20 protein-coding genes and 1 riboswitch are annotated in these 20891 nt (G+C 73.6%); of the genes, 9 read left to right on the top strand and 11 right to left on the bottom strand.

Annotated features, from left to right (window positions below; genetic code table 11):
* Positions 1-8: 8 nt before the first annotated feature.
* Positions 9-2072 (top strand): HelD family protein, encoded by a 2064-nt coding sequence (locus ACFYOS_RS17910; protein ID WP_387142282.1) that lies wholly within the window; start codon positions 9-11, stop codon positions 2070-2072.
* 34 nt (positions 2073-2106) lie between these two features.
* Here the strand turns inward: ACFYOS_RS17910 and ACFYOS_RS17905 are convergent, their stop codons facing one another.
* Genes ACFYOS_RS17905 through ACFYOS_RS17890 form a run of 4 tightly spaced genes read right to left on the bottom strand, consistent with a single transcriptional unit; the run spans position 2107 to position 4330 of the window.
* Positions 2107-2706, bottom strand: coding sequence for a hypothetical protein (locus ACFYOS_RS17905; protein ID WP_387142279.1), 600 nt, complete (start codon positions 2704-2706; stop codon positions 2107-2109).
* Between the two features lie 4 nt (positions 2707-2710).
* A complete protein-coding gene (locus tag ACFYOS_RS17900; RefSeq protein WP_387142277.1) occupies positions 2711-3064 on the bottom strand; it encodes a YbaB/EbfC family nucleoid-associated protein in 354 nt (117 codons plus the stop codon).
* A 9-nt stretch (positions 3065-3073) separates the two neighbouring features.
* Entirely contained in the window at positions 3074-4000 is a 927-nt protein-coding gene (locus tag ACFYOS_RS17895) for a WXG100 family type VII secretion target (RefSeq protein ID WP_387142274.1), read from the bottom strand.
* 9 nt (positions 4001-4009) lie between these two features.
* Positions 4010-4330, bottom strand: coding sequence for a hypothetical protein (locus tag ACFYOS_RS17890; protein WP_387142271.1), 321 nt, complete (start codon positions 4328-4330; stop codon positions 4010-4012).
* 169 nt (positions 4331-4499) lie between these two features.
* Between ACFYOS_RS17890 and ACFYOS_RS17885 the strand changes: the two genes are divergently transcribed.
* The 3 genes from ACFYOS_RS17885 to ACFYOS_RS17875 are packed head-to-tail and all read left to right on the top strand — an operon-like array spanning position 4500 to position 6991.
* Positions 4500-5387 carry an ABC transporter ATP-binding protein gene (locus tag ACFYOS_RS17885; protein WP_387142268.1) on the top strand — a complete coding sequence of 296 codons (888 nt, stop codon included), beginning with the start codon at positions 4500-4502 and terminating at the stop codon, positions 5385-5387.
* Between the two features lie 11 nt (positions 5388-5398).
* Positions 5399-6136, top strand: a complete 738-nt coding sequence (locus tag ACFYOS_RS17880) for an ABC transporter permease (protein ID WP_387142265.1) — start codon at positions 5399-5401, stop codon at positions 6134-6136.
* Between the two features lie 45 nt (positions 6137-6181).
* Positions 6182-6991, top strand: coding sequence for a VOC family protein (locus ACFYOS_RS17875; RefSeq protein WP_387142262.1), 810 nt, complete (start codon positions 6182-6184; stop codon positions 6989-6991).
* 15 nt (positions 6992-7006) lie between these two features.
* On the opposite strand, the gene ACFYOS_RS17870 is transcribed toward ACFYOS_RS17875, so the two are convergent.
* The 3 genes from ACFYOS_RS17870 to ACFYOS_RS17860 all read right to left on the bottom strand — a co-directional run bounded on the left by ACFYOS_RS17870 (position 7007) and on the right by ACFYOS_RS17860 (position 9902).
* The gene (locus ACFYOS_RS17870; RefSeq protein ID WP_387142260.1) at positions 7007-7780 is read right to left on the bottom strand and encodes an ABC transporter ATP-binding protein; all 774 of its coding nucleotides are present in this window, start codon (positions 7778-7780) and stop codon (positions 7007-7009) included.
* Complete coding sequence (locus ACFYOS_RS17865) at positions 7777-8826, bottom strand: FecCD family ABC transporter permease (RefSeq protein WP_387142449.1); 1050 nt, start codon at positions 8824-8826, stop codon at positions 7777-7779. Before ACFYOS_RS17865 ends, ACFYOS_RS17870 begins: the two co-directional genes overlap by 4 nt.
* A gap of 137 nt (positions 8827-8963) precedes the next feature.
* The gene (locus ACFYOS_RS17860) at positions 8964-9902 is read right to left on the bottom strand and encodes an ABC transporter substrate-binding protein (RefSeq protein ID WP_387142257.1); all 939 of its coding nucleotides are present in this window, start codon (positions 9900-9902) and stop codon (positions 8964-8966) included.
* 114 nt (positions 9903-10016) lie between these two features.
* Positions 10017-10109: riboswitch (cobalamin riboswitch) on the bottom strand.
* A gap of 282 nt (positions 10110-10391) precedes the next feature.
* Between ACFYOS_RS17860 and ACFYOS_RS17855 the strand changes: the two genes are divergently transcribed.
* Both ACFYOS_RS17855 and ACFYOS_RS17850 read left to right on the top strand, forming a co-directional pair.
* Positions 10392-11729: a C39 family peptidase gene (locus ACFYOS_RS17855; protein ID WP_387142255.1), complete on the top strand. Its 1338-nt coding sequence runs from the start codon at positions 10392-10394 to the stop codon at positions 11727-11729.
* Positions 11730-11758: 29 nt separating this feature from the next.
* Entirely contained in the window at positions 11759-13099 is a 1341-nt protein-coding gene (locus ACFYOS_RS17850; protein ID WP_387142252.1) for a C39 family peptidase, read from the top strand.
* Positions 13100-13166: 67 nt separating this feature from the next.
* Here the strand turns inward: ACFYOS_RS17850 and ACFYOS_RS17845 are convergent, their stop codons facing one another.
* The 4 genes from ACFYOS_RS17845 to mqnE form a co-directional block, all read right to left on the bottom strand.
* Entirely contained in the window at positions 13167-13652 is a 486-nt protein-coding gene (locus tag ACFYOS_RS17845; protein WP_387142249.1) for a hypothetical protein, read from the bottom strand.
* Between the two features lie 112 nt (positions 13653-13764).
* A complete protein-coding gene (locus tag ACFYOS_RS17840; protein WP_387142246.1) occupies positions 13765-14043 on the bottom strand; it encodes a DUF4229 domain-containing protein in 279 nt (92 codons plus the stop codon).
* Between the two features lie 26 nt (positions 14044-14069).
* The gene (locus tag ACFYOS_RS17835) at positions 14070-14501 is read right to left on the bottom strand and encodes a hypothetical protein (protein ID WP_387142243.1); all 432 of its coding nucleotides are present in this window, start codon (positions 14499-14501) and stop codon (positions 14070-14072) included.
* An 8-nt stretch (positions 14502-14509) separates the two neighbouring features.
* Positions 14510-15679, bottom strand: a complete 1170-nt coding sequence (mqnE, locus tag ACFYOS_RS17830; protein ID WP_387142240.1) for an aminofutalosine synthase MqnE — start codon at positions 15677-15679, stop codon at positions 14510-14512.
* 242 nt (positions 15680-15921) lie between these two features.
* On the opposite strand from mqnE, the gene ACFYOS_RS17825 reads away from it, so the two are divergent.
* The 3 genes from ACFYOS_RS17825 to ACFYOS_RS17815 all read left to right on the top strand — a co-directional run.
* Complete coding sequence (locus ACFYOS_RS17825; protein ID WP_387142237.1) at positions 15922-17442, top strand: C40 family peptidase; 1521 nt, start codon at positions 15922-15924, stop codon at positions 17440-17442.
* Positions 17443-17554: 112 nt separating this feature from the next.
* The gene (locus ACFYOS_RS17820; RefSeq protein ID WP_387142235.1) at positions 17555-18931 is read left to right on the top strand and encodes a hypothetical protein; all 1377 of its coding nucleotides are present in this window, start codon (positions 17555-17557) and stop codon (positions 18929-18931) included.
* Positions 18932-19116: 185 nt separating this feature from the next.
* Positions 19117-20891: DEAD/DEAH box helicase (locus ACFYOS_RS17815; RefSeq protein WP_387142232.1), on the top strand; the 1775-nt coding region annotated here is incomplete at its 3' end.

Raw genomic sequence — 20891 nt, 5'->3', positions numbered from 1 at the left:
GTACGTGGATGACCCTGCACGCCCCCGAACAGACCCTGGACGCCGAACTCGGCGCCGAACGCGACCACCTGGCGGCGTCCCGCGCCGCCCTGGGCCGGATGCGCGAACGCGCCGAGGCCCTCTTCGCCACCGGCGATAAGGTCGCCGGGGACGCGTACACCGCCGAACAGCTGGGCCGGCACATGGCCCGGCGGGTCAAGGAACTGGCCGACGACCCGACCACTCCGCTCTTCTTCGGCCGGCTGGACTTCGGCGGGACCACCGACGGCCGGCACAGCGGTGACGCCGACGACGAGGTCGGCGGGGTGTACCACGTCGGGCGGCGACACGTCACCGACGACCTCGGCGAGCCGCTGGTGCTGGACTGGCGCGCCCCGGTCTCCCGCTCGTTCTACCAGGCCAGCGCCCGCGACCCGCAGGGCGTCGCCGTCCGGCGCCGCTTCGGGTTCAGCACCGGCGTGCTGACCAGCTTCGAGGACGAGCACCTGGACCGGGGTGAGGAGCTGGGCACGGCCAGCCGGATCCTCACCGCCGAGATCGAGCGCCCCCGCGTCGGACCGATGCGGGACATCGTCGCCACCATCCAGCCGGAGCAGGACGAACTGGTCCGGGCCGACCTGGCCGACTCGATCTGCGTCCAGGGAGCGCCCGGCACCGGTAAGACGGCGGTCGGGCTGCACCGCGCCGCGTACCTGCTCTACCTGCACCGGGAGCGGCTGCGCCGGTCGGGGGTGCTGATCGTCGGGCCGAACCGGGCCTTCCTGTCGTACATCGCCGCGGTGCTGCCCGCGCTCGGCGAGGTGGAGGTCGAGCAGGCCACCGTCGAGGACCTGATCGCCCGGGTGCCGGTACGGGCGGTCGACGACCCCGCCGTCGCCACCCTCAAGCACGACATCCGGATGGCCGAGGTGCTGCGCCGCGCGGTCGACGGGCACATCGGCACGCCCTCCGAGCCGATCATGGTGTCCGACGGCTCGTTCCGCTGGCGGATCGGCCTCGACCCACTGCACCGGATGGTCGAGGAGACCCGCCGGGAGGGGCTGCCGTACGCGACCGGCCGGGAGCGCGTCCGGGCCCGGGTGGTGGGGCTGCTGCAACGCCAGGCCGAGGCCCGCCGGGCCGAGTCGCCCAGCGACGCCTGGCTGCGCCGGATGGGCAAGGCCAAGCCGGTCACCACCTTCCTCGACGCGGTCTGGCCGGCGCTCACCCCGGAGGGGCTGCTGCACGCGCTGCTCACCGACCCCGAGGCGCTCGCCACCGCCGGCGACGGCCTGTTCAGCGCCGAGGAGCAGGAGCTGCTCCGGTCGGGGCGGCCGGGCCGCACCCCGAAGGCGACCAGGTGGACCGCCGCGGACGCGGTGCTGATCGACGAGGCGGCCGGGCTGATCGAGCGGCCGGCCGGCTTCGGGCACGTGGTGGTCGACGAGGCGCAGGACCTCTCCCCGATGCAGTGCCGGGCCATCGCCCGGCGCAGCGAGCACGGCTCGATCACCCTCCTCGGCGACCTGGCCCAGGGCACCGCGCCCTGGGCGGCCACCGACTGGCGGGAGTCCCTGGTCCACCTCGGGAAGCCGGGCGCGGCCGTGGTGCCGCTGAGCGTCGGCTTCCGGGTGCCGGCGGCGGTGGTCGCGTTCGCGAACCGGCTGCTGCCGGCGCTGGCCGTCGACGTGCCCCCGGCCGAGTCGCTGCGCCGCGACGGGTCCCTCGACGTGCGTACCGTCGAGGACCTGACGGCGGCGACGGTGGCCGAGGTACGGGCGGCGCTCGGCCACGACGGTTCGGTCGGCGTAATCGCCGCCGACGACGCGGTGGACCGGCTTCGCGCGGCGCTCGCCGACACGGGCGTCGAGACCGCGACCGCCGACGACGTGGAGGCCGCGGCGCGGGTCACCGTGGTCCCGGCGACGCTGGTCAAGGGCCTGGAGTACGACCACGTGGTGGTCGTGGAGCCGGCCGCGATCGTGGCGGCCGAGCCGCGCGGCCTGCACCGCCTCTACGTGGTGCTGACCCGGGCGGTCTCCCGGCTCGCGGTGCTGCACCGGGAACCGCTGCCCGCTCCCCTGGTCGGCTGACCGGGCGGCCGCCCGGCACCCGCGAGTGGTGGGTTCAGCCGGTGAGGGCGGCGGCGATCGCGCGCAGCGGGCGGCCCGACTCGGCGATCGGCACGGTGAAGGCGAGCCAGGAACCGTCGGCGAAGTCGACCCGCAGCCGCTTCGGGTTGAGCCGGTGCCAGCCCACCCGGGCGGACGCCACCTCGGCCCGCGGCACCGCCCAGGCGATCCGGGTCTCGGCCAGCGACCGCTCGTCGTCCTCCCGGCTGGACAGCACCTTCACCGGGCCGGTCACGCAGACCAGCAGCCGCCGGTCGGTGACCGCGAGCAGGGTGTGCCGCAGCTTCCCGTCCGGGCGGGCCGGGTTGACCGCCCGGTGCAGCCGGGAGGCGGCCGACCCGGGCGCGCCCCGGCCGGCGATCCCCCAACCGATCAGGTCCACCAGCCGGTCCCCGCGGTCCCAGGTGGCCAGCGGGGCGAGCAGGTTGAGCAGCACCGACGAGACGGTGGCCCGGCCTGGGGTCTCGGGGACCGCCTCGTCGGGCGGCGGCGGGGGCGTGAGGCCGCCGCCGACCTCGGCCTTCGCGTGGGCCTGCACCCGCTCGCCCGGCTCGACAAGCTGGCCGATCCGGTCGAGGTACCTGGTCTCGTCCATCGGCTCAGTATCGGTCGTAGCCGTAGCCGTCGTCGGTCCGGCGCTCCGCGGCCGGCGCGTTCCCCATCACCTCGCCGACGATCTCGCGGACCCGGGCGGCCGCGGCCTCCTGCGCCCGGTTCGCGGCGGCGGTGAACTCCTCGGCCAGGGTGTACGAGTCCAACCGCATGGCCCGGGCGTTGATCTCGGCGGAGAGGATCCTGCCGTCGGCCGCCGCGGTCACCGTCACCAGGCCGGAGTCGCTCACCCCCTCGGCGCTGCTCTGCTCCAGCTCGGCCATCCGCGCGCCGAGCTCGCGCTGCCACCCGTCCAGGTTGCGGGCCAGCGCCTCGATCCGGTCCAGGGCGGGGAAGGTCATGGCTGCCTCTCAGTTCACGATCGAGTCGAAGACGTTCTGCACGCCCTTGGTGTACGGGCCCAGGTCCTCGGAGTACGTGCCGTCCACCAGGTAGTTGCGGTCCTTGTGACCGTCGGAGACGTCGTACATGCCGACGCCGGTGTCCAGCAGGGCGCCGCCGATGCCGGGCACGTTCACCGGCGAGACGTGGTTGATCGCGTACCGGCCGGGGAAGAGGATGGCGGTCCGTCTCAGCTTGAACTGCAACGCCTCCTTGGTGTACCCGGACTTGTTCCACGCCCGGTACGCCTTCTTGGCCTTGCGCAGCTCCATCACCAGCTTGCGGTACTTGGTCAGCAGCTCGGCGACCTTCTCCAGCTTGGTGACCAGCTTGGTGAGGATCTCCGCGAACCGGGCCACGATCTTGACCATCCGGCCGACCGTGGTCGCCAGTCGGGCCAGCACCCGGACCACCGTGGCGGCCAGCGTCACGCCCGCGCTGAGCACGGCGGCCACCGCCGCGATGATCACCTCGGTCAGGAACCAGAGCAGGAACTCCAGGATCAGCTCGACCAGCAGGTTGAACGCGTCGACCGCCGCATTCGCCGCGTCGACCAGCACCTCCTTGGTGCCGTCCAGCCCCTTGGCGAGCTCCTCGATCGCCTCCTCGACGGCCGCCATCGACTCGTGGAACTTGTCCGCCGCGTCGCCGTCCCAGGCGCCGCGCAGCCGGGCCCGGTCGGCGATCTGGTCGCCGGCGATCTGCCGGACCGCCTCGCCGGTGGTCAGGGCGAGCTGGGCCGCCTGCATCAGGTCGTCCGGCTCACCGGCAACCAGTTCCAGCAACTGCTCGAACGGCCAGAGCACGGCCTGGGAGAGCGGCTTGAACGGGTCGGGCGTGCCCGTCACGATCTGCTCGAAGTAGGTCTTGTTGCGCTGCAACGCCTCGGTGCTCATCCCGCCCCCTCAGGCACCCGGTGCGAACAGGTCGGTGCTCGCCACGTCGGTCCCGGTGTAGGCGTCGGCCGTGTCGCTGATCCCCTCGGCGATGTCGGCCATCACCTCAGCGCCCTCCTCCAGCCCCTGCAGGCACGCCTCGAACTGCTCGGCGTACGCGGCGGCGAGGCTGAACGACGCCGGCATGATCCCGAAGGCGTGCCGGGGCACGTGCCCGTCGTGGAACCGCTGGCGCAGCTCACGGAACTGGGCCGCCCGGCCCCGGGAGGTGGCGGCGAAGGCGGTCAGCGCCTCCGGTTGGACCTCCAGGTTCCTGCTCGGACTCGTCAACGGACCCTCCCCAGTGTCCAGTCGGCAGCCGTGCACCGCCAGCGTCGCAGCGCGGCGGAATACCACAGTAGGCGATCGGGGCCCGTCCGCGCGGGGCGGCGGGGCTCGACTCGACACGGTACACAGGGATCGCACGTTGCCCCGGACCGCAGCCGGAGAAGGAGTCCCCATGATGCTGGCCCGCGCCGACCAGGTCAGCCGCCGCTACGGCGACGTGCTGGCCCTGGACCGGGTCGACCTGACCGTCCACGCCGGCGAGTTGGTCGGCCTGCTCGGCCCGAACGGCGCCGGCAAGAGCACCCTGATCAACCTGCTGGTCGGGCTGCGCCGCCCCACCGCCGGCCGGGTGGAGCTGTTCGGCGGCGACCCGCGCGACGCGACCAACCGGCGGCAGCTCGGCGTGACCCCGCAGGAGACCGGCCTCCCCGGCACGCTGCGGGTCGGCGAGGTGGTCGACTTCGTCGCCGCTCACTTCCCCGACCCGATCCCCCGGGCCGAGCTGCTCGACCGGTTCGGCCTCGCCGACCAGGTGCGCCGGCAGACCGGCGGCCTCTCCGGCGGGCAACGCCGCCGGCTCGCCGTGGCCCTCGCCTTCGTCGGGCGGCCGAGGCTGGTCGTCCTCGACGAGCCCACCACCGGGCTGGACGTGGAGGCCCGGCGTGCTCTCTGGGAGGCGATCCGGGCCTTCCACGCCGACGGCGGCACCGTCCTGTTGAGCAGCCACTACCTGGAGGAGGTGGAGGCGCTCGCGCAGCGGGTGATGGTGATCGGCCACGGCCGGGTGCTCGCCGACGACACGGTGGAGGCGGTCCGCGGCATCGTCGGCGTACGCCGGGTGAGCCTGGTCGCCGACGACCTGCCGCCGCTGCCCGGCGTGGTGGCGACCGAACACGTCGAGGGGCGCACCGACCTGCTCACCACCGACGCCGACCAGCTCGTCCGCGACCTGGTCACCGCCGGGGTGGCGTTCCGGGAGCTGGAGGTCCGGCCCACCTCGCTGGAGGAGGCGTTCCTCGCCATCACCGCCGACGACCGGCCCACCACCGTCACCGCCTAGGAGCTCCTCCGATGCCCCTCGCCCTGGTCCACGCCCGCTACCAGCTGCTGGAGACCGTCCGGATCCCGATCGCGATCTTCGGCAGCGCGTTCTTCCCGGCCGCCACGATGCTCTTCTTCGTGGTGCCGTTCGCCGGCGACGACCGCACCGGCGCCACCTACGCCACCGCCGCGATGGTCACCTTCGCGGTGATGAGCGCCAACATCTTCCAGTACGGGATCGGCGTCGCGGAGGACCGCGACCAGCCCTGGAACCCGTACACCCGAACGCTTCCCGCCGGGCCCGGGCCGCGCTTCGCCGGTCGGATCCTGGCCGGCCTGGCGCTCACCTACTTCTCCATGCTTCCGGTGGTGGTGATCGCGGCGGTGGCCACCGCGGCCCAGGTCACTGTGACGCAGTTCCTGCTGGCCATCGGCGCGGTCGCGGTCACCTCGGTGCCGTTCACGCTGCTCGGGCTGGCGATCGGCTACTCGCTGCCGAGCAAGGCCGCGATCGTGGTCGCCCAGCTGATCTTCTTCCCGCTCGCCTTCGGCGGCGGGCTGCTCTTCGGTCCGGACAACGCGCCCGGCTTCGTCAACGCGATCGCCCCCTACCTGCCCACCCGGGGCGCGGTGGAGCTGATGTGGGCGGCCGTGACCGACTGGCGGCCGAACCCGGTCTCCATGGTCATGCTCGCCGTCTGGATCGTGGTGCTCGCCGCGATCGCCGGATGGGCGTACCGGCGGGACGAGGGACGCCGCTTCAGCTGACGTTTCGTCCGTTTACGGCCCGGCGGGCCACGGGACGGTGCCACGATGCCGGCAGGGCTGCCAGTCCGGCCGCCCATCGGCGAGAGAGGGGTCACCGTGAACGGCGTCGAGCCCGGCACGCCCTGCTGGGCCGACCTGGCCACGCCCGGGCTGGAGGACGCGAAACGGTTCTACCCGCAGCTCTTCGGCTGGACCGGGCGGGTCTCCGCAGAACCCGCGGCGGGCGGCTACACGGTCTTCCTCAAGGACGGCCGGGCGGTCGCCGGGGCCGGGCCGCCGGCCAGCCCGGACCAGGTGCCGATCTGGTCGACGTACGTGGCGACCGACGACGCGGACCTGGTAGCCACCCGGGTGGAGGCCGCCGGCGGCCAGGTGTTGGTCGCCCCGTTCAAGGTCTTCGACCAGGGTCGGATGGCGGTCCTCGCCGACCCGGCCGGGGCGGCGTTCAGTGTCTGGCAGCCGATGGCGATGCGTGGGGCGGAGCTGTTCAACGAGCCCGGGTCGATGTGCTGGAACGAGCTGGTCACCCCGGACCCGGAGCGGGCGAAGGACTTCTACGCGCTGGTGTTCGGCTGGCAGCCGGAGGAGCGGTCGACCGGCCCGGTCCCCTACACCGGCTGGCGCTGCGGGGCCCGCATCGTCGCCGGCATGATGCCGCAGCTGAAGGAGCTGCCCGGCGACCTGCCCGCGTACTGGTCGGTCTACTTCGCGGTGGCCGACCCCGACGCCACCGCCGCCCGGGCCGCCGAGCTGGGCGGCACCATCCTCGTCCCGCCCCGGGACAATCCGGCGGGCCGCGGCGCCGCCCTCCGCGACCCGCAGGGCGCCCTCTTCTCGATCACCACCCTGCGCTGACCCCGGCGCGCTGGCTCAGCGGGGGCGGACCGGGACGACGAGCGGGCCGTGCTCGCCCTGGACCACGCGGACGTGGGCGCGGTAGTGGGTGGCGAGCAGCTCCTCGGTGAGCACGTCGTGCGGGGGACCGGAGGCGGCGACCCGGCCGTCGGCGAGCAGCACCATCCGGTCGGCGTACTCGCCGGCCACGGAGAGGTCGTGCATCGTGGCGAGGACGGTCAGGTCGTGCTCGCGGCGGAGCTGGTCGACCAGCTCCAGCACCTCCTGCTGGTGCCCGATGTCCAACGCGCTGGTCGGCTCGTCGAGCAGCAGCAGGGTGGCGCCCTGGGCCAGCGCCCGGGCCAGGAAGACCCGCTGCCGCTCGCCGCCGGAGAGCGTGGCCAGCTCACGGCGCCCGAACGCGCCCAGGTCGAGCCGGTCCAGCACCTCGTGCACCGCGGCCAGGTCAGCCGCCGACTCCCGGCCCAGCGGCGCGATGTAGGGGGTGCGGCCGAGCAGCACGTAGTCGAAGACGGACATGCCGGCCGGCACGACCGGGGACTGGGCCACGGTGGCGACGATCCGGGCGCGGTCGCGACGGCGGAGGGCCTGGATCGGCGTACCGAAGAGGGCGACCGCGCCCGGCGCGGGCAGCAGGCCACCGACGGCGCGCAGCAGGGTCGACTTGCCGGCGCCGTTCGGGCCGATCACGGTGACCCACTCGCCCACGGCGACGGTCAGGTCCACGCCGGCCAGGATCGGCACGCCGCCCAGCTCGACCCGCAGGCCCCGCACCTCGACGGCGGTCATGTGAACACCCGCCGGGAGGTCCGCAGGACCAGGACGAAGAACGGGCCGCCGAGCAGCGCGGTGACCACGCCGATCGGGATCTCGGCGGGGGCGGCGACGGTCCGGGCGACCACATCGGTCAGCGCCAGGAACGCCCCGCCGAAGAGCATCGACAGCGGCAGGATCACCCGGTAGCTGGCCCCGGCGAGCAGCCGTACGGTGTGCGGCACGATGATGCCGACGAAGCCGATCAGGCCGGACGCGGAGACCGCGGCGGCGGTGCCCAGCGAGGCGGCGGCGATCAGCAGGTAGCGGGAGCGCTGCGGGTGCAGCCCGAGGCTGGTGGCCTCGTCGTCGCCGACGGAAAGCACGTCCAGCTCACGCCGGTGCAGCAGCACCACCACCGCGGTGAGCACGAAGTACGGCAGGACCAGCCGGACGTCGTGCCAGCCGGCGGTGGCCAGTCGCCCGAGCAGCCAGGAGTAGACCTGCTGGATGCTCTCCGAGTGCCGTTGCAGCAGGTAGGTCTGCCCTGCGGCGAGGAACGCCGACACCGCCACCCCGGCCAGGATGAGCGTGGCCGGTGAGCGGTCGCGCCCGCCGGCCGCGCCGAGCCCGTAGGTCATGGCGACCGCGCCGAGCGACCCGACGAACGCCGCGAGCGGGATGGTGACCGGCATGCCGCTCAACGCCCCGCCCGCGCCGGCGCCGAGCGCGATCACGGCGGTCACCGCGAGCCCGGCGCCGGCCGCCACGCCGAGCAGGTACGGATCGGCCAGCGGGTTGCGGAAGACGCCCTGGTAGCAGCCGCCGGCCAAGGCGAGCAGCCCGCCGACGAGCAGGCCGAGCACCACCCGGGGCAGCCGCAGCTCGGTGACGATGGCGATCTCCCGCTCGGTGAGCCCGCTGTCCAGGTGCACCCCGGGCAGCAGGTTGAGCAGTTCGGCGGCCACGCTGCCGGGCGGCAGGCTGACCGGGCCCAGGGACACCCCGGCGAGCAGGGCGACCAGCACCGCGCCGATCCCGGCGACCAGCCAGCGCGTGCGCAGCCCGGCCGGCCGGACCATCGCACCCGGTCCGGCGGCGGGCCGCCCGCCCGCGGTCCGGTGGCCGGCCGAGCCGGGCCCGGACACGCCCGACGGCCGGGACGCGTCGGGCGTCCCGGCCGGCCGGTCGGCGGATTCCGCTGGTCGCACGGTCAGGTTCAGGCCGGGACCTTGGCGGTGGCGTCGACGATCGACCTGAGCAGGTCGACCACGCGCGGGCCCCACCGGGAGGCGATGTCGTCGTCGAGGGCGACGATCTGGTTGTTCTTCACCGCGGTGACGCCGGCCCAGCCGCTGCGGGCCTTGACGGTCTCCGGGGTCTGCTTGCAGCACTTGGTGTCGGCCAGGAAGACGAAGTCGGGGTTCGCCTTGACGATGACCTCCTGGGAGAGCTGCGGGTAGCCGCCGTTCTTGCCGTCGGCGTCCGACGGGTCGGCGATGTTCTCCAGCCCGGCGAGGGCGTAGATCGAGCCGATGAAGGTCTTGCTGGTCGCGCTGTACAGCTCCGGGCCCAGCTCGTGGTAGTAGGTGAGCTTCTTGCTCCGCTGCGGCAGGTCCTTGGTGAGGGCGGCGATGTCGTCCTTCATCTTCTTGGTGACGGCGTCCGCCTCGCCCGGGTGGCCGGTGAGCTTGCCCAGGTCGGTGATCTGCTGGTACGTGTCGTCGAGCGTGGTCGCGGCCGGGGTGAGCAGCACCGGGATCTTCAGCGTGGTGAGCTGGTCGATGATCTTGTTCATGTCGTTGGCAAGCACCACCAGGTCGGGGCTCTTGCCGGCGATCGCCTCGGCGTTCGGCTGGAACCCCGAGAGGTCGCTCTTCGGCGCGTCCGGCGGGTAGTTCGACTGGTCGTCGACGGCGGTGACCTGCTTGCCGGCGCCGATGGCGAAGAGCATCTCGGTCGCGCTCGGCGACAGCGAGACGATCTTCTCGGGGCGCTTCTCCAGGGTCAGCTTGCCGACGGTGACCGGGAACGCGGCGGCCGCGGAGCTACCGCCTGCGGCATGGGTGTCGGTCGAGGTCTTCTCGGCGCAGCCGCCGAGGAGCAGCGCGCCGACCGCGAGGGCGGCGGCGAAGAGCCGGGGGGTACGTCTGGACATGGGTCCTCCTGTCGGTCGAGGATCGTGGTGCTTCGCCGACAGGGAGCGCCGGAGCGGACCCGTCCGCGAGGCGCCCTTCCTCGAGAGCGCGTGTCGCGACCGTGCCGCAGGCGACCTGGCTCGTCCCCACGGTCGTCGACACCGGCCGGAGGCCGACGTCGCGTGCGGGGCATCACAGTTGCGGGACAGCACCGGTTTCACACCGGCTTCGCTGCGGGTTGGTCGGTGCCACGGTAGCGCATGACCAGCGGAGATCGTCCGGACGGGAGGGTGGGGTGGGGCACTGCGAGGGTGGATCGGGGTCCCCCCGGGAATCGGGTCAGCAGTGCCGGCTCTGCGTGCCGATCGTGTAGCAGCCGCCCCCGGGGACGAGCCCGGGTGCATCTCGACGATGCCTCGGCAATGATTTTCCATGCGTCGACCTCTGGCGAAACTTCCTTCCGGGCGCGACAGTGAACGGCAACGATGCCGTTCACCCATGGAGCTGCCATGGCACTCACCTCCCTGCGCGCAGTCGCCGTCGCCGGCGTCACCGCGCTCGCCATCCTCGCCACCACCGCCCCCGCCGACGCCGGCCGGCCGGCCGGCGGGACCACCACCGTCACCCACGACGAACAGATCACCTGGCAGGGCTGGTCCGGCGCCGGCTGGTCGGCCGGGACCACCGCGGGCGCCACCGTCACCGCCGGCGGCCTCGCGCTGAGCACCCCGGTCGGCACCACCGTCTACAAGGACCCGCACACCAACACCAAACGCACCTGGGCGTACGGGACGTGGACCTCGCCGCTGACCGAGGTCGGCTTCGGGGCCACCGAGCTGGTCGCCTCCTGGAACGCCGACACCCCGGCCGGCACCTGGCTCCAGGTCGAGCTCCAGGGCACCTACACCACCGGCACCCGGACCCCCTGGTACGTCATGGGCCGCTGGGCCGCCGGCGACGGCGACATCCGCCGGACCAGCGTCGACAAGCAGAGCGACAAGACCTCCAGCGTCTGGACCGACACCTTCGCCGTCAACGACCCGGCCGCCGGGGTGCTGCTGCGGGCGTACCAGCTCCGGGTGACCCTCTACCGCGACCCGGCGCTGACCGTCTCACCCGTGGTCCGGTCCGTCGGGGCGATGAGCTCGAACGTGCCGGACCGGTTCACCGTGACCCCGAGCGCCGGCCACATCGCCTGGGGCACCGAACTGGCCGTGCCGCGCTACTCGCAGGAGATCCACGCCGGGCAGTACCCCGAGTACGACGGCGGTGGCGAGGCCTGGTGCTCCCCGACCTCCACGGAGATGGTGGTCGAGTACTGGGGCCGGAAGCCGTCGCCGGCCGACACGTCCTGGGTGGACCCGACCTACGCGGACCCGACCGTGGACCACGCCGCCCGGATGACCTACGACTACCAGTACCAGGGCGCCGGCAACTGGCCGTTCAACACCGCGTACGCGGCCAGCTTCCCGGGGCTCGAGGCGAAGGTGACCCGGTTGCACTCGCTGGACGAACTGGAGCACTTCATCGCCGCCGGCATCCCCGTGGTGACCAGCCAGTCCTTCCTCGCCAGCGAGCTGGACGGGGCGGGCTACGGCACCGCCGGGCACCTGATGGTGGTGGTCGGCTTCACCGCCACCGGTGACGTGATCGCCAACGACCCGGCCTCCCCCACCGACGCCGCCGTACGCCACGTCTACCGGCGCGATCAGTTCGAGCAGATCTGGCTCCGGACCAGGCGGACCACCGCCAACGGCGGCACCGGCAGCGGCTCCGGCGGCATCGTCTACCTGATCAAGCCCACCGAGGTGGCCTGGCCCTCCGTGGCCGGCTCCACCAACTGGTGACCCATCCCATCCCTACCTACGGAGTTCACATGGCCAGACCAAGCCTGCGCGCGGTCGCGCTCGCCGGCGTGACCGCGCTCGCCCTCCTCGGCACCACCGCACCCGCCCACGCGGACAACAACCTTCCGGTCGTCGCACACGACGAACAGATCACCTTCCAGGACTGGTCGAAGTATCCCGACTGGCGTACCGGCACCCACCAGGGCACGTACGCCATCCCCGGGTACCGCACCGGAATCACCATCGGCCAGCCCGCCGGCACCACCGAGTTCACCGACGAGCACACCGGCGCCACCCGCACCTGGGAGTACGCCACCTGGACCTCGCCGGAGCGGCAGGTCGGCTTCGACGCCACCGAACTGGTCGCCTCGTGGAACGCCGCCACCCCGGCCGGCACCTGGATCCAGGTCGAGCTGCACGGCACCTACAACACCGGCCAGCAGACGCCCTGGTACGTGATGGGCCGCTGGGCCTCCGGCGACCAGGACATCAAGCGGGCCACCCTGGACGGTCAGGGCGACCCCTGGTCCACCATCTGGACCGACACCTTCTCCATCGACAACGCCAAGAACGGGGTGCTGCTCCGGTCGTACCAGCTCCGGCTGACCCTGTACCGGGCGCCGGGGCAGGCCGCCTCGCCGCGGGTCTGGATGCTCGGCGCGATGAGCTCGAACGTCCCGGACCGGTTCACCGTCACCCCGAGCGAGGGCGGGATCGCCTGGGGCACCGAGCTGCCCGTGCCGCGCTACTCGCAGAACATCCACGAGGGGGAGTACCCCGAGTTCGACGGCGGCGGTGAGGCCTGGTGCTCGCCCACCTCCACGGAGATGGTGGTCGAGTACTGGGGCCGGCAGCCCTCAGCCGGCGACACCGCCTGGGTCGACCCGAGCTACGCCGACCCGACCGTCGACCACGCCGCCCGGATGACCTACGACTACGAGTACGAGGGCGCCGGCAACTGGCCGTTCAACACCGCGTACGCCGCCAGCTTCCCGGGCATGGACGCCCGGGTCACCCGGCTGCACTCGCTGGACGAGGCGGAGCGCTTCATCAAGGCCGGCATCCCGGTCGTCACTTCGCAGTCCTTCCTCGCCAGCGAGCTGGACGGGGCGAACTACGGCACCTCCGGGCACCTCTTCGTGATCGTCGGCTTCACCGCCGACGGGGACGTGATCGTCAACGATCCCGCCTCCTCCTCGAACGAGGCGGTCCGCAACGTGTACAAGCGGGCGCAGTTCGAGCAGATCTGGCTGCGGACCAAGCGGCACCGGGCGAACGGCACCGTGGCCTCCGGCTCGGGCGGGATCGCGTACCTGATCAAGCCGGCCGACCGGTCCTGGCCGGTGGTGCCGGGCTCGACCAACTGGTGACAGCACGGGCCCGGCGCCGCTCTCCCTGCGGAGGTGGCGCCGGGCCCGTCGGTACGGTCCTGGGTAATCAGCGGGACGGGGCGAACGAGGCCGGCGGGGCGGACGGCTCCGCCCGCTTACGGGGACCACGGATCGCCCGGACGATGATCACGACCCAGGCCACCAGGGCGACCACGCCAGCCAGGGCGAGCCCGGTGACCAGCAGGTACGTCGACCCACCGGCGGCGGAGAAGACGCCCTTGCGGGCACCACTGTCGCGGGCCGGGGCGGTGGCACCGGCGGTCAGCCCGTCGGGCGCGTCGTAGAGGATCACGTCGGCGCGCCGGGCGGCGCCCTCGGCGGCGACGAAGGTCCCGTGCCACTCACAGTTACGCCGGCCGCATTCCTCGTTCACCGCGGTGAACGTGCCCGGCGTACCGCCACCGTTCTTCGCCTCCCAGGCGGGGGCGAGGTCGGTGACGCTCAGCATCAGTCCAATGGCGGCGATGACCGGCAGACCGATCCAGAGGAACACCTTCGTCCGCCACCCGTTGATCGTGCTGAGGGAGCTCACGGCGGTCGACCTTAGCGGCCCGGGGCCCGATCGCGCTATCGCGGTGCACGCCGACGCCGGCCTTCGCCAGCCCCAGCCTCGGCGCGCATCCGCCCTGCCCGGGCTACCCAGCTCAGCCCTCGCGGCGCTGCTCGCCCTGCTCGGGCTGGTCCTCGCCAGCGAGGGCGGAGCGCAGCCGCTCCTTCTCGGCGCGGCGCCGCTCCGACGCCTCGGACATCTCCCCGGCCATCTCGTCCCGCCAGCCACGCAGCAGGAAGAACGAGAGCGCGGCCGAGAAGACCAGCGCCAGCATCAGCCGCAGGAACGGGTTCATGTCGACGAACCAGAGGGCCGCCAGCACGCCGACAAACAGCCCGATCCGGCCCAGTGTGTACTTGACCGCCGCGCTCACGTCCGTACTCCGTTCTCCGTCATCGATCAGCCCATGCGCCGGGCCAGCCAGCGCACCCCAGGAAACCAGACCACCGCGTAGACCACGGTGAAGACCGCCGCGGCCAGCGCGCCGGAGACCAGCGGCGGCAGCCCGGCGGTCAGGCCGGCCGCGAGCAGCCCGGCGAACACCCCGACCACGAGGCCGGCCAGCGCCGCCAGCACCCGGGCGGCGCCGAACTCCCAGGCCCGGAAGTCGTCCCAGAAGAGCCAGACCGGCAGGATCACCGCCAGCCAGCCGTTGGTCCGCCCGAACCCGCCAGCGCCCAGGGTGGCGAACGCCCACTCGAAGAGCACCAGCGCCAGCACCCCGATCACCAGGCCGGCGAGGCTCACCCCGAGCAGGTCGCCCAGGGTGGCGATGCGCCCCTCGGCGTCCCGCCGGGGGAAGCTGCGCTGCGGCTGCTCCACGGTGTTCATCGGTGGGGTCAGGCCCAGACCTGCTGCGGCTCGGCCCGGCGCTCGGCCAGCGACGGCGCCGCGTCGTACTCGCGGACGATCTCGTAGCGGGTGTTCCGCTCGACCGGGCGGAAGCCCGCGTCCCAGATGAGGTGCAGCAGGTCGTCCCGGTGCATGGTGTTCGGCGTGCCGTACGAGTCGGCATCGTGGGTGATCTTGTATTCCACGACGGAGCCGTCCAGATCGTCCACACCGAAGTTCAAGGACAGCTGGGCCACCGAGAGACCGTGCATCACCCAGAAGCACTTCACGTGCGGGACGTTGTCGAAGAGCAGCCGGGAGACCGCGAAGGTCTTCAGCGACTCGGCCGGGGAGGCCATCGTGGTCCGGGCCTGGATCCGGTTACGGATCTTGCCGTCCGCCGAGTCGACGAAGTCGTGCTGGTAGCGCAGCGGGATGAAGACCTGGAAGCCGCCCGTCTCGTCCTGGAGCTCGCGCAGCCGCAGCACGTGGTCGACCCGGTGCCGGGGCTCCTCGATGTGGCCGTAGAGCATGGTCGACGGGGTCTTCATGCCCTTCGAGTGGGCCAGCCGGTGGATCCGCGACCAGTCCTCCCAGTGGCAGGCGTGGTCGACGATGTGCTGCCGGACCTGCCAGTCGAAGATCTCCGCGCCGCCGCCGGTCAGCGACTCCAGGCCGGCGTCCATCAGCTCGTCGAGGATCTCGTCGGCGCTCAGGCCGCTGATCTTCTCGAACCACTGCACCTCGGTCGCGGTGAATGCCTTGAGATTGACCTTCGGCAGCGCGGCCTTCAGCTCGCGCAGCACCTTCGGGTAGTAGCGCCAGGGCAGCGTCGGGTGCAGGCCGTTGACGATGTGCAGCTCGGTGAGCTGCTCGTCCTCCATCTCCTTGGCCTTACGGACCGCCTCGTCGATGCGCATCGTGTAGGCGTCCTTCTCGCCGGGCTTGCGCTGGAAGGAGCAGTACGCGCACGAGGCGGAACAGACGTTGGTGAGGTTGAGGTGCCGGTTGACGTTGAACATCACCCGCTCGCCGTTCATCTCGGTGCGCTTGTGGTGGGCCAGCCGCCCGAGCCAGGCAAGGTCGTCACTCTCGTAGAGGGCGACCCCGTCCTCGCGGGTCAGCCGCTCCCCCGCGTAGACCTTCGCTTCGAGCTCGCGCTTGAGTCCGGCGTCCATCGAAAGCCACGTCCCTTCCACCTGCGATCCCGGTCGAGCGTACGTCCCTCCTCCGACGGGCCGACCGCCCGGTCAACCGCAGCGACCCTCTTCACCGGACTCTCAGCCGGTCGTTACTCTCCGCGCATCGACATCCCTCGCCATGTGAGGTAAGACAAGATGGGGCGGAACACACACTGATAGCGTCCCGGTTCACCTGCGCCCACCGAGCGCGGGAGGCACCAGACCGGACGGGGAGCGGAATGGTCGACAGCAGCACCAAGGGCCGACGGCGACGACGCGGGATCCCCCTGATCTCCCCAGTGCTCCGCCCGAAGCTCTGGTCCGCCCTGCTCGGCCTGGTGGCGGCCGCCGCGATCACCACCCCCGCCTGGGCCGACCCGCTGCCCGACAGGATTCCCTCCACCGGCTCCCGCCCGCCGGTCGCCGGCCTGCGGCTGCCCGGCGCGGTCCCCGGGCTGCCCGGGCAGTTCCCGGGTGGGCTCGGCAGCACGCCCGGCATCGTCAACCCGGCCGACGGCCCGCTCATCGCGCAGATCAACCAGGCCGACGCGCTGGCCGCCCAGCTCGGCGACGCCCTGCTCAAGGTCAAGGGCGAGCGCGATGACGCGCAGGGCCAGCTCGCCGTCGCGGCCACCGCCCACCAGCAGGCCCAGGACGCGCTGGCTCAGGCCCAGGAGAAGGCGAAGAGCGCCGCCGCGGACGCGGTCAAGGCCGCGGCCGCGATCCCGCCCGGCGAGTTCGGCGCCGACCTGCACGACCTCACCGCCCTCCAGCGGATCACCCGCGGCGACAAGGCGGACGGGGCGACCACCGCGGTCGCCGGCGAGGTCGCCCGGGCCACCGCCGCCGAAAAGATCGCCCAGGAGGCGTACGCCGCGGCGGAGCAGCGCGCCACCGAGAAGGCCGCCGAGTACGTCCGGGTCGAGGCCGACCTGCACCGGCAGGAAACCGCGCTGCTCAAGCTGCGGAAGGACAACGCCGCGCTGCTGCTCGACATCGAGCGGCGCCAGGACGCCGCCGAGCAGCTGCTCGGCAGCTCGTACGTCGCCAACCAGAGTGTCAGTGGGCTGGTCGCCGACCCGAAGGCGCTGGCCGCCGTGCGCTACGCCCTCGACCAGCTGGGCGACCGCTACCTGTGGGCGGCCGAGGGGCCGGACCGCTTCGACTGCTCCGGCCTGGTGCTGGCCTCCTACCAGTCGGCGGGCTACCACGGCCTGCCCCGGGTCTCCCGGGACCAGTACTACGCCACCCGCTCCCGGACCGTGAGCCCGAACGCGCTGCTCCCGGGCGACCTGCTCTTCTTCGCCTCGGGCAGCAACTGGACGAGCATCCACCACGTCGCCATGTACATCGGCAACGGCAGGATGGTCGAAGCGCCGCGCACCGGGGACGTCGTCAAGATCTCGGTGGTCCGTTGGAGCAACCTCTACGCGGCCACCCGGGTGATCGGCGGGGTGCCCGCCCCGACCACGCCCGCGCCGGCTCCGACCACCACGCCCAAGCCGACGCCGACGCCGAAGCCCACCCAGACGCCCAGTCCCAGGCCGACCCGGACGCCGACCCCGGGACCCACCACGTCGAGCCCGAGCCCGACGCCGAGCACCTCCCCCACGCCGTCGCCGACACCCAGCCCGTCCGACTCGCCGACCCCGTCGCCGACCAACACGACGAGCAGCGTGCCGAGCGCGACGACCAGCGGCGTCGACCCGTCGGGCGGCGCGGCGGTTTCCGGCTCGTCCAGCCCGAGCGCCGGGAGCTGACCCAACCGTCCACTCCGACTGTGCTGCCGGGCCGGAATGTGGCACGGTGAGATCCAGGCATTCCCGGCCGACGCCACGGCCCGGGGGCGAGCGCGGGCGTGGAGGGGCGAGCATGGGCGAGCGAGAGGTTCCGGCGGAGACGGTCCACCCCGGATCCGCGCCCGACCCCGCCGACCGGCCGGCCGATCCCGGCGTCGAGGAGCGCGGAAATCAGGCCGCCGCCGTGGTGGCCCGGGCCCGGGTCAGCGTCGCCGCGGCCGCCGTACCGCCGTCGGACGGGGACCGGGCGGAACCGCCGGCCAGCGCCACCACCTACCGGGCGGGGGGTCCGCCGCAGCCCGCCGCGCCCCTGGACCGGCGCCAGCCCGGTGCCACCGTCGCCCCGTCGACCTGGTCCGCCTTCGCCGCCGCCGAACGTTCCCCCGACCCGGAAGTCCCGGCCGAACCGGCCGGCACCGACGAGGCCGCCGCCGAATCACCGGCGCTGCCCACCCCGCGTACCGCCCCGGGACAGGCCCGGGCCAGCGCTTCCGTCCCCGGCCCGAGCCGTGTCTCGCCGGACGAGGTCGCCGCTGCGGGGGCGGCGAAGGGCGGTGCCGCCAAGGTCTACCGCGCGGGTCCGGTGAATCCGGAGCCGCCCGAGCCGGCGCAGCCGCCGGAGCCGGCACAGCCCCCGAAGCCACCCGCCCCGGAGCCGGAGCCGGCGCCGACCCCGGTGCCGGGTCCGACCCCGCCGTCGCCGGCGCCCCCGGTGCCGGAGCCGGAGCCGCCGCTCCGGCCGGCGCCGCCGCCGGTCCCCGCCCCGCCGCCCGGGCCGGTCCCGCCGACCCCCGCACCGCCGCCCGGGCCGACCCCGCCGGGGCCGGTGCCGCCGCTTCCCGGGCCGCCGGTACCGCCGCCGGCCCCGCCGGTGCCACCGCCCCCGCCGCCGCCGGGCCCGATGCCGGCTCCGCCGTTCCCGCCTCCGCCCGCCATGGCCAGCCCGGCGGGCGGGCCGGTTTCCGCGCCCCCGGCGGGACGGCCGGTGGCCAGGGCGGCGGTCCCCGTCTCCGCCGGTCCGGCCACCCCCGGGCCGGTCTCCGCCCCGCCCGTGGTGCCGGCACCCGCGCTGCCGAACTGGCCCCCGTCGAGCAACATCGCGCACGGCGACGGCGGCCGGACGTACCCGATGAGCGGGGCGGCGGCGGGGCGCCCGGCCCAGCCGGGCGGTCCCGACCCGGCCGGCGCGGTCTACGGCGGCACCGACGGGCCCGGCTTCGCCACGGTCTCGTTCCCGCAGGGCAACCCGCTGGAGAACTCCGGCTCGCTGACCGGGCACATCCTGGCCCAGGGCTGGGCCGAGGATCCACCGGCGACCCGGTCCAGCAACACCAAGGTGGTGATCGTGCTGGCCCTGTCGCTGGGCCTGCTGATCGCCATCAGCCTGCTGGTGGTCTTCCTGGCGAACGACGCGCTGAGCGGGCTGACGGGCAACATGATCAGCAAGTGACGGGGTGAGTCCGCCCACTACGGGTTCGCGGCAAGCGGCCGACCCCGCCGCGCCGCCGTACACTTGTGGAGATCATTGACCCGGCGCGCCGATCGCGCGCCCATGGGCGATCTTGCGGGCGAATCGGCGGCGTACGGCGCTGCGGCGGGCCATCGCGAAGATGCGCCCCGCTCGAAAGGCATTTCTTGACCACCTACGCTGCCCCCGGCACGTCCCCGTCCGTCGACCCGGCCCCGACGCCGGAGCTCCCGGCCACCGACACCACTCCCGACTTCGCCGCGCTGGGGCTGCCCCGCCAGCTCGTCGACGCGCTGGCCCGACAGGGCATCACCACCCCGTTCGAGATCCAGCGGGCCACCCTGCCGGACGCCCTCGCCGGACGCGACGTGCTGGGCCGGGGCCAGACCGGTTCCGGCAAGACGCTGGCCTTCGGCCTGCCGGTGATCGCCCGGCTCGCCGACCGCAACCGGGCCCGGCCGTTGCACCCGCGCGCCCTGGTCCTGGTGCCCACCCGCGAGCTGGCCATGCAGGTCAACGACGCGCTGATGCCGCTCGGCAAGGCCGTCGGCATCTTCCTCAAGACCGCCGTCGGCGGCGTCCCGTACGACCGGCAGATCGACGCGCTGCGCCGCGGCGTGGAGATCGTGGTGGCCACCCCGGGTCGGCTCGGCGACCTCATCGAGCGCGGCGTCTGCAACCTGGACGACGTCGAGATCACCGTGCTGGACGAGGCCGACCAGATGGCCGACATGGGCTTCCTGCCCGAGGTCACCGAGCTGCTGGCGAAGACGCCGGCGGACGCCCAGCGGCTGCTCTTCTCGGCCACTCTGGACAACGACGTCGACACGCTGGTCACCCGGTTCATGACCGAACCGGTCACCCACTCCACCGCGCCGCCGACCGCCGCCGTGTCCACCATGGACCACCACATGCTGCTGATCCCGCCGCACGACAAGTTCGCCGTCGCGGCGTCCATCGCGGCCCGGGACGGCCGCACCATGCTCTTCGCCCGTACGCAGCTCGGCGTCGACCGCCTGGTCGAGCAGCTCGCCGCGGTGGGCGTGCGGGCCGGCGGCCTGCACGGCGGCAAGACCCAGCGGATGCGTACCCGGACCCTGGCCGAGTTCCGCGAGGGCCGGATGAACGTGCTGGTCGCCACCGACGTGGCGGCCCGCGGCATCCACGTGGACGGGGTGTCGCTGGTGCTGCACATCGACCCACCGAAGGACCCGAAGGACTACCTGCACCGGGCGGGGCGTACCGCCCGGGCCGGGGAGTCGGGTGCGGTGGCCACCCTGGTGCTGCCGAAGCAGCGCCGGACCACCCTGGCCATGCTGGAGAAGGCGGGGGTCGAGCCGGCCCAGACCCGGGTCCGCGCGGGCGACCCGGCGCTGGCCGAGCTGACCGGTGCCCGCGAGCCCAGCGGGGTGCCGGTCCGTGACGAGCCCGAGCCGCGCCGGCACGGCGATCGGCCGTCCGGCTCCCGTCGCTTCGGTGACCGCGAGGGCCGCGGCGAGCGCCGCTTCGGCGACCGCGGCTTCTCCGACCGGGGCGAGCGCGGCGCGTTCGACCGCGACGGACGCGAGCGGCGCTTCGGCGACCGCGGCTTCTCCGGGCGCAGCGAGCGGGGCTCGTTCGACCGGGACCGGCGCTTCGGCGACCGGGACGAGCACCGTTCCGGGGAGCGGCGCGAGCGTGCCGAGGACCGGGAGCGGCGCTCCGCCGACCGCGACGACCGGGGCTTCGGCCGGCCTTCCGGCGAGCGGCGCTTCGGCGACCGGGGATCGTTCGACCGGGAGCGCGGCGAGCGGCGCTTCGGCGACCGCCCGGCCGGCGAGCGCCGGTTCACCGACCGCGACGGCCAGGGCGAGCGCCGGTTCACCGACCGCGACGGCCAGGGCGAGCGCCGGTTCACCGACCGCGACGGCCAGGGCGAGCGCCGGTTCACCGACCGCGACGG

Origin of the sequence: Micromonospora sp. NPDC005806 (assembly GCF_042871425.1) — a bacterium.
Classification (GTDB): Bacteria; Actinomycetota; Actinomycetes; order Mycobacteriales; family Micromonosporaceae; genus Micromonospora.
This window is presented reverse-complemented; position numbering and strand designations above follow the sequence as displayed.